The sequence below is a fragment of the Cellulophaga sp. BC115SP genome, from assembly GCF_009905545.1.
Classification (GTDB): domain Bacteria; phylum Bacteroidota; class Bacteroidia; order Cytophagales; family Spirosomataceae; genus Flectobacillus; species Flectobacillus rivi.
Genome location: NZ_JAAALB010000002.1, coordinates 62,310 through 75,279 on the forward strand (window position 1 = coordinate 62,310; position 12,970 = coordinate 75,279).

The window sequence follows — 12,970 nt, forward strand, 5'->3', positions numbered from 1 at the left end:
TACATGAAAAAACTCCTTTTTTGCTTGCTATTTATGGCCAGTTTTGGTGTAAATGCACAGCTACTCGTCAACAAACCCACTTTTACTCACGATGACACTCTTCGTGGCTCGATTACCAAAGAGCGTATTTGGTGGGACTTAAAACATTATGCTTTGCACGTGAGTGTACAGCCCAAAGACAGTACTTTTAGCGGTTTTAATACTATTACTTATCAAGTATTACAGCCATCACAAGTTTTGCAAGTAGATTTACAACAACCTTTAATCATCAGTAAAATTGTTCAAGATGGGGTAAATCTGAAGTTTAAGAGAGATGGAAACGCCTTTTTTGTGACGCTTCAAAAACCACAGAAGGTAGGTAAAACAGAAAGCCTAACGGTTTATTATCAAGGAAAACCACGAGTAGCTAAACGTGCCCCTTGGGATGGTGGTATATCGTGGAGCAAAGACAAAGACGGCAAATGGTTCATTGCTACTTCGTGTCAGGGACTCGGAGCTTCAGTATGGTGGCCATGTAAAGACCACATGTACGACGAGCCCGACAGTATGAGTATTGCAGTGACAGTTCCGAAAGGGCTAATGGACGTTTCAAACGGTCGTTTGAGAAGTGTAAAGGAAAATAGTGATAATACCACAACCTTTGTTTGGGCGGTTGTAAATCCAATCAACAACTATGGTGTTAATCTTAACATTGCAAACTACTATAGAATTACGGATAAGTATTTTGGAGAAAAAGGACAGCTAGATCTCAATTATTTTGTTCTTCCTGAAAATTATCAGAAAGCCATGACGCATTTCAATCAAGCGAAAGATATGTTGAAGGCTTTTGAATACTGGTTTGGACCATATCCGTTTTATGAAGATAGCTACAAATTAGTGGAAGTTCCTTATTTGGGAATGGAACACCAGAGTTCAGTAACGTATGGAAACGGTTATCAGAATGGCTATCGTGGTCGCGACTTGTCAGGTACTGGTTGGGGGACAAAATGGGATTTTATCATTGTTCATGAATCAGGACATGAGTGGTTTGCCAACAATATTACCTATAAGGATATAGCAGATATGTGGATTCATGAAAGCTTTACCAATTATTCTGAAAATTTGTTTACAGAGTATCATTATGGAAAAGAAGCTGGACACGCATACGTACTAGGAACTCGCAAACTTATCAGTAATGACCGTCCGATTATTGGGGTTTATAATGTCAATCATGAAGGTTCTGGAGATATGTATTACAAAGGTGGTAATATGCTCCACACGATTCGTTACATTATCGATAATGATGAAAAATGGAGAAATATCCTTCGTGGAATGAATCAAGTATTCTATCATAAAACAGTTACTACGGAAGAAATAGAAAACTATATCTCTCAACAAAGTGAGGTAAATTTGAGTAAAGTTTTTGACCAATATCTTAGAACAGTACAAATTCCAACCTTAGAATATAAAGTGTCAGGAAACAAATTAGAGTATCGTTGGACCACTTGTATCGATGGTTTTGATATGCCTGTCAGATTTAAAAAAGCGGATAATACTTATCTAAAAGTAAAGCCAAGTATGCAATGGCAATCTGTAGAAGATAGCAACTTGAGCAATATAAGTGTTGATGAGAATTTTTATATAAACTCTAAAAATCTTAATAAATAGTCAAAAAACTGCGTTTGAGCATATTCAAACGCAGTTTTTTTATTTTACCCTATAAAAAACTCACCTCTGATAATCTTCACCAAAGTGGATATTCCTACATGAGTGTAATAAGTCTTGAGTTAATTCATGTAGATACATATTTTTGTAAATCCGATATTTCCTATCATTACTTATTCTTAATAATTTATCTGACGACGCCTAGATTTGGACAGTTCCACTAACCGTTACGGAATTCTCGAATCTTCATTTTGTACATTCTTGAACTAATTTACATCCTTACCTTTCGGTTCGAGGGAGTACTGCTCTATTCATCCTTTTATTAAATAAACAATGAAAAACATCTTTACTAAAAGCATCCTTGCTTTGGGGTTGATGCTATGCGCTTTTGCGTCTTTTGCTCAAACCAAAATCACAGGTAAAGTAACCGATGCATCCACTAATGAAGTAATGGCAGGCGTTAACATTATGATTAGAGGAAAAGTGACGGGTACCACTACCAACCTTGACGGAACATTTACACTTTACACCCAAGTCCCTCTACCTTTCAAACTTGCGATATCTTTTGTGGGTTACAAAACCCAAGAAATTGTTGTAACCGAACCTCATGCCAAATTAAATATTGCCATGATAGAACAAGTTACTCAAGGAGAAGAAGTAGTAGTATCTGCTGCCCGTGTAGAAGAAAGTGTGATGAAATCGCCCGTAACTATTGAAAAAATTGACATTCGTTCGATTCAATCTAACCCTTCATTCAACTTTTTAGAGAGTTTGAAATACCTCAAAGGAATTGATTATACGACGCAATCTATGTCTTTTACCTCTATCAACGCTCGTGGATTTAATGCCAATGGCAACAACCGCCTCGTACAGCTGGTGGATGGTATGGACAACCAAGCGCCTGGTACCAACTTTTCAGTGGGTACAATTGTAGTTACCTCCGATATTGACTTAGCAAGTGCCGAATTTTTGCCTGGTGCAGCCTCTGCTCTCTATGGTCCTAATGCTCTCAATGGTATTTTGTTGATGAATACGAAAAGTCCTTTTTTGTATAAGGGTCTAAGTGCCAATTTAAAAACAGGGCTTATGCACGAAAGCAATCGTAGTCAGCCTAACAGCTCATTCTATGATTTTAGTATGCGCTGGGCGCAGTCGTTCAATGATAAGTTTGCGATGAAAGTCAACTTCTGGTACATCGGTGTACCAAGAGACTGGGCGGTAAGCAATACCTTGAATATGAACGATGGCTTGACTGGCAAAACTAATCGTATGACAGACCCTAACTACAATGGAGTCAATGTATATGGTGACGAAGTTTCACAGGATTTGCGTGCAATTGCTGACAAAATGGTGGCGGCAAATTTGCTTCCCGCATCTTCAGCATCTTTGATTCCGTATGGCACGATGGTGAGCCGTACAGGTTATAATGAATTGGATTTGGTAAAACCCGAAGCTAAAAATATTCGTACCAGTGTGGCATTACATTATCGTTTGAGTGAAAATATTGAAGCCATTGGACAATTCATGTATGGTAGTGGTACTTCGGTATATATGGGTTCTGACCGTTACTCACTTAATAACTTTGATGGTTTACAAGCAAAATTAGAACTAAAAGGTTCAAACTTCTACTTGCGTGGATATACCACTCAAGAACGTTCAGGAAATACTTTTGCAACGGGTGTATTGGCACAGTTACTCAACGAAAGTTGGGGTGGCGGAAGCACTACTTGGTATCCTACCTACGTGGGTGCTTACCTAAAAGCCTTGCAATCAGGAAGTGTAGGAATCAATGCACACAACGTTGCTCGTGGTATTGCTGATGCTGGTCGTCCAGTACCTGGTTCTGCTGTATTTAATGCCTTAACAACAGACATTAAAAATGTAAATATAGCTGCTACAGACAATGCTTCATATCCTTATGGAGGTGCACACCTTTATGATAAAACCAATATGTATCAGTTGGAGGGTATGTACAACTTCAAAAATGAGATTAAGTTTGCTGAGGTAATTGTAGGAAGTAACTATCGTATGTATGACCTAAATTCTGGAGGTACATTTTATCCTGATAAAGACGGTAAAGGAATTCAGGTAAACGAATGGGGTGCATATTTACAAGCTACAAAATCTTTATTTAACGAGAAGTTGAAAATTGTAGCCTCAAGTCGTTATGACAAAAACCAAAACTTCGAAGGACAGTTTTCTCCGCGTGTGGCAGCAGTAGTATCTCCTTGGAAAGAGCATTCTTTCAGAGTGTCTTATCAAACAGGCTTTAGAATACCAACAATTCAGTCGCAGTATGTCGACATCAAAGCGCCACAAGCGATTGTTATTGGTGGGTTGGGTAACTATGCTACCAAATACGGTTTGAATTCTACGACTAACCCAGCCTATACGATAGCAACAGTAAAAGCATTTGGTACTCAAATTCAGGAAAGGGCTACAGCCTTAGCTCCTAGTATTGCTACAGGCTTGCAAGCAGAAGCTCAAGCTAATCCACAAGCATTTGCTAACAAATATGGTGTAGCAGCATCAGTAGCATCCATTGCTGATTTGACTACTAAATTAGCTACGCAACAAGGTACCCAAGCAGCATTAGCCTCAGGTGTATTAAAACCTTATGAGTTTAAACCGTACAAGCCAGAAATTGTACAATCTTATGAAATTGGATATCGTGGTTTGATTGCGAATGCACTATACATCGATGCCAGCTACTATTACAACCAATTTAAGAATTTCGCTTATCAAGAAACCTTGATGCAATCTACTACAGGTACACCACTTGGTTTACTCAGCGAAGCTACTCGTCAAATTTACTCGATGCCAGCCTCTTCACAAGGAAAAGCAGTAACCGAAGGTTTTGCAGCTGGAGTAGATTATCGTTTGCCAAAAGGTTTCTTAATTGGTGGTAATGTCTCTTATAACTCGTTGAAAGAGTTTGACCAAAATATCATTGACCAAGGAGGAACAGCGGCATTCAATACGCCGAAATTCAAGTATTCTGCTTCAATTGCTAACCGTGAACTTGGCAAATCAGGCATTGGGTTCAACGTAATTTGGCGTTACCAAGATGCCTTTTTGTGGCAGTCGGGTATCGTTGCAGGATATGATTCAAACGCTACTATTGTACCAGCTATTTCTACTTTTGATGCGCAGATTTCGAAGAAGATTTCTAGCTTGAAGTCAATCCTAAAACTAGGAGCTACGAATATTTTAGGAAAATCATATTTCACAGCTTATGGTAATCCAAATGTTGGATCGACTTACTTCTTGTCTTTGACATTCGATGAGTTGACAAAATAAACACTTTTTACAGCTAACACATCTATTCGGGTAAAGGAGAAATCTTTTGCCCGTTTTTTTATTCATTACCTTCGATTTTGAGTATATAATCCTTTCTTGAACCCTATAGATAAAACACTTACTAATCGATAATTCAATCATTCAGCATAAAAAGCTGTTCTCAATGTTAAATTTTTAATGAAAACACTTACCTTATTACAACCTGAATCTTTTGCGTATTCTGATACAGAAAAACCTTCTTCTCTCCTCCCTAATGAAGTTTTAGTAAAAGTCCATAAAATCGGAATTTGTGGGACTGACTATCATGCTTTTTGGGGTAGACAACCCTTTTTTCAATATCCTCGTATTTTGGGACATGAATTGGGCGTCGAGGTTATAGCCATTGGGTCGGAAGTTACAGAAGTGACCGTTGGACAAAAATGTGCCGTAGAACCATATTTGAATTGTGGCGAATGCTGGGCTTGTGAGCGTGATTTGGGCAACTGTTGTGAAAATTTGCAAGTAATGGGCGTACATACCGATGGTGGTATGCGTGAATATATCAAAGTACCTGCTCACAAACTTCATGTTTCTGAAAAATTGAACTATGAGCAGTTGGCATTGGTAGAAACACTTGGTATTGGTGCTCATGCGGTAGAAAGAGCCAATGTGCAATCAAATGACTTGGTGTTGGTAGTTGGCGCAGGTCCTATTGGGCTATCTGTACTCGAATTTGTAAAGCTACGTGGCGCAAAAGTGGCTGTTGTGGATAGAAATACGCAGCGATTAGATTTTTGCTTAGACCACAAAAAAGCTGATGCCAGTATTGTTGCTAATGACCAAACGATAGTACAAATTTTGGAAGTATTTGGTGGAAAAATGCCAACAGTAGTTTTGGATGCTACAGGAAGTCCTGCTTCGATGCACCAGTCCTTCAATTATTTGGCAGCAGGCGGAAGATTAGTTTTTGTTGGATTATATCAAGGTGACTATCAGTTCAATGATCCAAGTTTTCATAAAAGAGAATTGACGATTATGGGTAGTCGCAATAGCAAACCGAACAATTTCAAAGAAATTATTGCTGCCATGGAAACAGGCGAATTATCAGTAGATAGCTGGATTTCACACCGTATTACTTTCGAAGAAGTGGCAGAACAATTACCTAAATTGTACACTGAACCTTCATTAGTGAAAGCGGTAATTTCGTGGGAGTAAAAAAACGATACTTGTATTTGAGCTAAAACAACACCTTTCAGAAATACTATTAATGGGTTTTGCGTAAGTCAAGATATGGCTCTTGCGCAAAGCCCCAAACAACAGTTCCGTCTAATCAATTACCTGAAGACCATCATAAATCGGAAAATACTCATCAGTACTAAGTACAGGCATCTTTTCTACCAAAGATTGCGAAATGATCAGTAAATCGAATGGATCTCCATGAGGTTTTAGACTGCCTTGCTTAGGATAAATTTTGGGTATATCTATAATCTTGGCTATATGCTCTTCTTTTACAGTTAAGATATTTATTCCCAAGTCTTTAATTTTATTTAAGGCATCTTCTATAGAATATTCGATTGGCGAGTTACCTTTTCTAATTTTAACTGCCATTTCATGAAAGCTTGCAATACTTGCCCAAAGAATGGATTTTGAGGATAATATATCCTTTTGAGATTTTGAAAGTCTAGAACTATCATTATTCAGAATAAAAATAATAATGTTTGTATCTAATAGGTAAGCCATTTACTGTTTTTGAAGCTTCTGTAAATTCTGTTGATGTATTTTTTTGAGCCTTTCGGTATTCTTTTTTCTCTCCTCTGGTGTATGAAGTTCATGCTCTTCCAAAAGTCCCTTGTAAGGACTTTTCTTTGAGGATTTATTTTGAGGATTAACCGTCATAACTATTTCGTATTTTTGTACTACAAATATAGCGATATTTTTAAATTTGTCATGACTTTTATGACCTAGCACATATCTGATAACTATATCTTAAATTTGATCATTCCTCACACCGAATAACTTTAGCAATAGCAAATCAGAATTGGCTCAAAAAACACAAGTCCATCAACTATTCAATGCACATTTACTAGATTTCATAATAAACCTTACTCCTAGAGGTGCTTCTAGCGAAAAGCCTCCTCCCTTACCTGGCGATACATCCAGCGTTAGTTCGGTATCCTTCCAAAAAGCCAACTGGTCATTGGTGGTATAAATAGCACATTCACAAACATCTCCTAATTTAATATCCACCTCTCCTAATCGGAATTCTCCTAATTCGTAGCACTGAGGCTGAGTACCATCACAACAACCACCACTGATATGAAACATCAGTCGCCCATGCCGATTCTGCAATTGCCGAACCACATCTTTTGCCAAAGCTGTTATCTTAATTTGATTCATGTTTTCAATTTTGAATTTTGAATGAGTGAATTGTGAATTACAAATTACTCCTAAAGAAGGTATATAGTACCTCTATGCAGTATTTGTTACAACTATTCACAATTCACCATTCACAACTAACTCATTGTTTAAAAGAATCCTAATTTATTTTTGTTGTTTGACAACAAAATGTTTTTAGTTTGACGGTATTGGTTGATTGCCATTTTGTGGGTTTCGCGACCAAACCCCGACTTTTTATAACCTCCAAAAGAAGCATGAGCAGGATATGCATGATAGCAGTTTACCCAAACACGACCTGCTTGAAGCTCTCTTGGCACGGTCAATAACTCGTGTGCATCACGTGTCCAAACACCAGCGCCCAAACCGTATAAACTGTCATTGGCAATCGCAATAGCCTCTTCGACTGTTTTGAAAGTAGCGATAGAAGATACTGGTCCGAAGATTTCTTCTTGGAAAATACGCATCTTGTTATGTCCTTTGAAAAGCGTAGGTTTGATGTAATATCCCTCTGGTAGACCATCAATGTACTGCGAAGCACCACCAGTCAACAACTCAGCACCTTCCTCTTGACCAATTTCGATATAACCTAAGATTTTATCATATTGCTCTTTAGACGCTTGAGCACCCATCATGGTATTTGGATCAAGCGGATGTCCCATTTTGATTTTTTCAACTCTTTCTACAACTCTTTCGATGAACTTCTCATAAATGCTCTCATGAACCAACATACGTGACGGACAAGTACAAACCTCACCTTGATTCAAGGCAAACATAGTTGCACCTTCCAAACACTTGTCAAAGAACTCATCGTCTGCATCCATAATACTTGGGAAGAAAATATTGGCAGACTTCCCTCCCAATTCCATCGTTACAGGAATAATGTTTTCAGAAGCATATTGCAAAATCAAACGACCTGTTGATGTTTCTCCTGTAAAGGCTACTTTTGCTATTCTAGGCGATTGCGCTAAAGGCTTTCCTGCTTCTACTCCAAAACCATTGATTACGTTTACTACGCCAGCAGGAAGAACGTCTTGTAACAATTCCATGAGGACCAATAAACCAACAGGTGTTTGTTCGGCAGGTTTCATAACTACCGTACAACCAGCGGCTAAAGCTGGGCAAAGTTTCCATGCAGCCATCAAAAGTGGGAAGTTCCAAGGAATAATCTGAGCAACTACCCCAATTGGCTCATGAATATGCATTGAAATCGTATCAGCATCCAATTCAGACATTGAGCCCTCATCGGCACGAAGAATACCTGCAAAATAACGGAAGTGGTCTATCGCCAAAGGAATATCAGCCGCCATTGTTTCACGAACGGGCTTTCCGTTATCGATTGTTTCTACTGCTGCCAAGTACTGAAGATTAGCCTCCATTACATCAGCAATTTTCAATAAAATATTACTACGGTAGGCTGCTGAAGAACGAGACCAAGTAGCAAAAGCTTTGTGTGCTGCATCCAAAGCCAACTCCACATCTTCTTTGCTCGAACGTGGCACTTCCGTAAAAGTGCTACCATCTACTGGTGAAGAGTTCTGAAAATATTCACCCTTCACAGGCGCTACCCATTCTCCACCAATAAAGTTTTCATATCTCTCTTTGAATTGTGGACGTGCCACCAAATTGCTCACTTCTACTGTTGTTTCCATGTTGTTAAATTGAGTTAAAAGGATTTCGTGCTGTTTGATGTTTCAAAATTCTCAATTTAATCTCACTTCAATCTTCACTATTGTATCATGTTTCTACAATAAAATATCATATTTAATCTTGACAACTTACTATTTGTTAAATTGTATAGAATAAAGCTGAAATAGGAAATAAAAAAGACCTATTCACAGACAAAAAAGGTATTTTGGTAGTAAATTGTACCATCAAATACAATCTTATCTTGTTTTTGTAAGTTTTATAAACAGTGTGTTAGTCTTCCCAAAAGAGAGCAACTCCTCATTTTGAAGATTGTCAATCCCGATAATTAAAGAGATATTCTGGTCATGGAAAAAAAATTTGCGCCACAAACCCAAGCATTAACCAGTTTGAGACAACTCCAGACGCTAGTAGAGCATCGTTCGACATTCAACTTAAATCATTGTGAGTTGAATATCTTCGAAACGCATCAGCAAAGCGAAAGGGTCAGTCTAAAATTTAATGACTTGGTATTTACCGCTATGCTTCGTGGCAAAAAGGTGATGAATCTTTTTGGAGACAAGCGTTTTGACTACCTGCCAGGCGAATCCGTTATAGTACCTTCCAACGAAGAAATGATTATCGATTTTCCAGAAGCTAGTTTACATACCCCTACTCAATGTATCGCTCTGGCAATTGATGAAGAAAAAATCAAAGAGACCGTAGATTTACTAAATGAAAAATATGCTAAAGTTGAGCAAAACGAACTTTGGGATATTGACCTCAATCGTTTTCATATCAAGAATACCCAAGAGTTAGCCAGCACTATTGACCGCTTGGTATATGTTTCCAAAGAAAATAATGTATCCAAAGACCTGTTTGCCAATTTTGCCCTACAAGAACTATTGCTTCGCCTAATGCAAACGCAAGCCCGTGTGTTGATTTTTGACAATTATATGCAATACATCAATACCAATCGTTTTGCACATGTGGTAAAATACATTCGCGAGAACTTGGCTGAGAATCTCACCATTGAAAAACTCAGCGATATGGCTTGTATGTCAAAAGCGCATTTTTTCCGTAGCTTCAAACGTGAGTTTGGATTAAGTCCTGTCGAATTTATTATTCAAGAAAGAGTAAAGTTGGCCAAAAAGCTACTGGCTGACCCAAGTACTAGCGTAACAGATGCGAGTTACAGGGTGGGCTTTCAAAATGTCAATTATTTTTGTACGATTTTCAAAAAATATGAAGGTACAACACCTACTTATTTTAAGAAAAATCTTCCTATTCTAAAAGCTTCATGAGATTGATTTCATGACAATGTTTCATCGCTACCCTATTCATCAGCACAGATTATTTGTCAAATAATTTGCATTTACGCAAAAGGAGTGAAAAATTCATGCTTTGATTTGCACCAGAATGAAATTGACTGATTCAACTATTCGTTCATAAAATCCTTTCTTGCATGAATTATAACAGAAAACAAGGTGAGTTTCTCTTAGAAACAATTGAAGAGTGGCAAAAGCGAGGAACCATCAACAACGATACCGCCGAAAAACTTAAATCCGAAATACAAATTCGACCTTTTGATTGGATGAAACTAGCCATCTATGCGTTTTGGATTGCCATGATTTGTATCATTATTTCGGTAGCTACTGCACTCAAAGACAATCGTCTTATCGAACTCATCACCGAACTTTTTACTTCCTCTAATACAGCTATTTGTATTGGTTTTATCGGTATCGCAGCGGGGCTGTATGCTTGGGGACTTAATCGTCGCAAAAATCATCCACAAAATCTATTTAGCAACGAAACCATCTTTTTGGGAGGTGTATTGGCAACGGCAGTAGCTGTTGGCTATTTTGGAAAAGTCATCGATAATGGCAGTGGGCACTTTTCTATGCTATTTTTACTTTCTACCTTCATTTATGCAGGTTTGGGGTTCTGGTTTCCATCGACACTAGTCTGGATTTTTGCCGTTTTATCTTTCGGAACATGGTTTGGCACAGAAACAGGCTATGCTTCAGGCTGGGGCGCTTATTTTATTGGGATGAACTATCCAATGCGATTTGTATTGTTTGGTCTAATATTGACCATCGCTAGTTTTTCTATAACGAAAAAATCAAAGTTTGAAGAATTTAAGCATCCTACTTATGTCCTTGGGCTTTTATACCTTTTTATATCGCTTTGGATACTTTCTATTTTTGGCAACTATGGCGATATGGATTCTTGGTATCATGTCAAACAAATCGAATTATTTCACTGGGGAGTCTTATTTGCTGGCGCGGCAATTGTAGCCATTTGGTACGGACTCAAACAAGACGATTATACCTCCCGAAGTTTTGGAATTACTTTTTTGTTTATCAACCTATACACCAAATTCTTTGAATACTTCTGGGACTCTATTCACAAAGCAGTCTTCTTTTTGATTCTTGCTGTATCGTTCTGGTTTTTAGGTCAAAAAGCAGAAAAAATCTGGAATTTAGAGTTTTTAAAAGGAGATAAAAAAGAATAAACAATTGAGCGAGTGAGTGATTATGTAAAAATTTGTATTCTAGCAATGATTGCGTCTTCAGCCAAGTTATATCTAGTATAGTAGCCTCAAAAAAGCGGTCGGAAAATATTTTCCGACCGCTTTTTTGATGAAAACTTATAGAATAATCTCAATCTTAAAATTCGGGATGAATCATGAAAGTTTTCAAGCTTTACGCGAAGCCTACTTTTTCAAAAACGTTGCTGTATATACTTCATTAGAGTTGGTCAAGTAATTGTACACACTTACAGGAGCATGAAACTCGTTAGCTTCAACATAAATATCTGCACCAAAACGTATTTTCTTTCCATCACTTTGGGCAGCATAATTAAAACTTGAGCCCATTCCTCCTCCAGAATTTGCTGTTTTAATCTCTATACTAATCTTAATCGTTGCCGAGCCATTTGACTCTTTCTCTAAATGCAAAGTACCTGAACTACCAGTCACGAGATTTCCTTTGGTATCAACTAATGAAATAAGTTGATAATCTCCCAGCGCTGAGTCAAAATTATTTTTAGTAGTGACAATAGGTTGAATCTGTTCTTCAGATGACTGTTGTTTACAGGAAATTACCATGAAGGGTAATAGCAATAGAAGTGATTTTTTTAGGTAAATATTCATGAGTATAATTTGATGATTGAAAAGTCTACAAAGCTACCCATAAATCCTTAATAGTTAGTACAACAACTAAAAATCTTATCTGTGTATGCGTGCTGGCCTTTGTTATCTCAAACGATTTAATTTCTTAATTTTAAAGGGGGTTTACATGAAAAAACCTCCCCAAAATATGAGAAGGTTTTAAGTACTAATGCAAAATAAAATTGCATTAATACGCTTTAGGCAGTAAGCCGTAGGCATTAGGCAAAAAGCGAAATACTATTTAACTTTTAGTCTACAGCATAAAGCCTAGAGCTTAAGGCGGGTAAAATTATTTTAATTTTGCCCACTAACTTATAATGCTATTATTTTGTAAACACAGCCGTATAAATTCCTGAACCTGTTGGAATTGACGCATATAGCGTTCCTGACTGATAGTAGTGATCGGTACCAAAACTAATTTTCGTTCCAGCAACAGATACCGTGTAAGTGTTCGTAATGTTTACATTTGAGGTAGAAGTTCCGCTCTTCAAGGTCACAGCATACGTAAATCCAGCGGTATTACCATTCTCTCTTTTTACCGTCAAAGTACCTGAGCCCATTACCGCTTGACCAGCAGTATTCGAAATTGAACGAAGCGTGTACGAGCCTATGGCAACATCGAAGTCTACCGTTGGAACGGTGTTGGTATTGTCATCGTCAGAACTACAACCAAAAAGAAGTGCAATTGAGAAAAATAGGGTTAAAAAACTATAAAGCTTTTTCATAATAATTTAAGGGTTCGTTTTAATAATGTTTGTTGTGACAAAGGTACAACTCAAAGAACTTTTTGAGCAACCATTTCGGTCTTTTGCAACAAAAAATCAAAACAACAAGCTATTAATCAATAACTTAACC

At 37.6% G+C, this 12,970-nt stretch carries 10 protein-coding genes; 5 read left to right on the forward strand and 5 right to left on the reverse strand.

Annotated features, from left to right (window positions below):
• Window positions 1-3: 3 nt before the first annotated feature.
• The 3 genes from GVN22_RS01820 to GVN22_RS01830 all read left to right on the forward strand — a co-directional run bounded on the left by GVN22_RS01820 (window position 4) and on the right by GVN22_RS01830 (window position 6,138).
• A complete protein-coding gene (locus GVN22_RS01820; RefSeq protein ID WP_166549371.1) occupies window positions 4-1,647 on the forward strand; it encodes a M1 family metallopeptidase in 1,644 nt (547 codons plus the stop codon).
• A 330-nt stretch (window positions 1,648-1,977) separates the two neighbouring features.
• Complete coding sequence (locus GVN22_RS01825; RefSeq protein WP_166549372.1) at window positions 1,978-4,944, forward strand: TonB-dependent receptor domain-containing protein; 2,967 nt, start codon at window positions 1,978-1,980, stop codon at window positions 4,942-4,944.
• A 177-nt stretch (window positions 4,945-5,121) separates the two neighbouring features.
• Entirely contained in the window at window positions 5,122-6,138 is a 1,017-nt protein-coding gene (locus GVN22_RS01830; RefSeq protein ID WP_166549373.1) for a zinc-binding alcohol dehydrogenase family protein, read from the forward strand.
• 111 nt (window positions 6,139-6,249) lie between these two features.
• Here the strand turns inward: GVN22_RS01830 and GVN22_RS01835 are convergent, their stop codons facing one another.
• From GVN22_RS01835 to GVN22_RS01845, 3 genes are all read right to left on the reverse strand, one after another.
• Window positions 6,250-6,663 (reverse strand): type II toxin-antitoxin system VapC family toxin, encoded by a 414-nt coding sequence (locus tag GVN22_RS01835; RefSeq protein ID WP_166549374.1) that lies wholly within the window; start codon window positions 6,661-6,663, stop codon window positions 6,250-6,252.
• 321 nt (window positions 6,664-6,984) lie between these two features.
• The gene (locus GVN22_RS01840; RefSeq protein ID WP_166549375.1) at window positions 6,985-7,320 is read right to left on the reverse strand and encodes a DUF779 domain-containing protein; all 336 of its coding nucleotides are present in this window, start codon (window positions 7,318-7,320) and stop codon (window positions 6,985-6,987) included.
• Window positions 7,321-7,448: 128 nt separating this feature from the next.
• Entirely contained in the window at window positions 7,449-8,969 is a 1,521-nt protein-coding gene (locus GVN22_RS01845) for an aldehyde dehydrogenase family protein (protein ID WP_166549376.1), read from the reverse strand.
• 342 nt (window positions 8,970-9,311) lie between these two features.
• Between GVN22_RS01845 and GVN22_RS01850 the strand changes: the two genes are divergently transcribed.
• Entirely contained in the window at window positions 9,312-10,247 is a 936-nt protein-coding gene (locus GVN22_RS01850; protein ID WP_166549377.1) for an AraC family transcriptional regulator, read from the forward strand.
• A 161-nt stretch (window positions 10,248-10,408) separates the two neighbouring features.
• Window positions 10,409-11,458, forward strand: coding sequence for a DUF2157 domain-containing protein (locus GVN22_RS01855; protein ID WP_166549378.1), 1,050 nt, complete (start codon window positions 10,409-10,411; stop codon window positions 11,456-11,458).
• A 201-nt stretch (window positions 11,459-11,659) separates the two neighbouring features.
• Here GVN22_RS01855 and GVN22_RS01860 read toward each other — a convergent pair whose 3' ends face one another.
• The gene (locus tag GVN22_RS01860; protein WP_166549379.1) at window positions 11,660-12,097 is read right to left on the reverse strand and encodes a hypothetical protein; all 438 of its coding nucleotides are present in this window, start codon (window positions 12,095-12,097) and stop codon (window positions 11,660-11,662) included.
• 341 nt (window positions 12,098-12,438) lie between these two features.
• Window positions 12,439-12,840 (reverse strand): hypothetical protein, encoded by a 402-nt coding sequence (locus tag GVN22_RS01865; protein WP_166549380.1) that lies wholly within the window; start codon window positions 12,838-12,840, stop codon window positions 12,439-12,441.
• Between the last annotated feature and the right edge of the window lie 130 nt (window positions 12,841-12,970).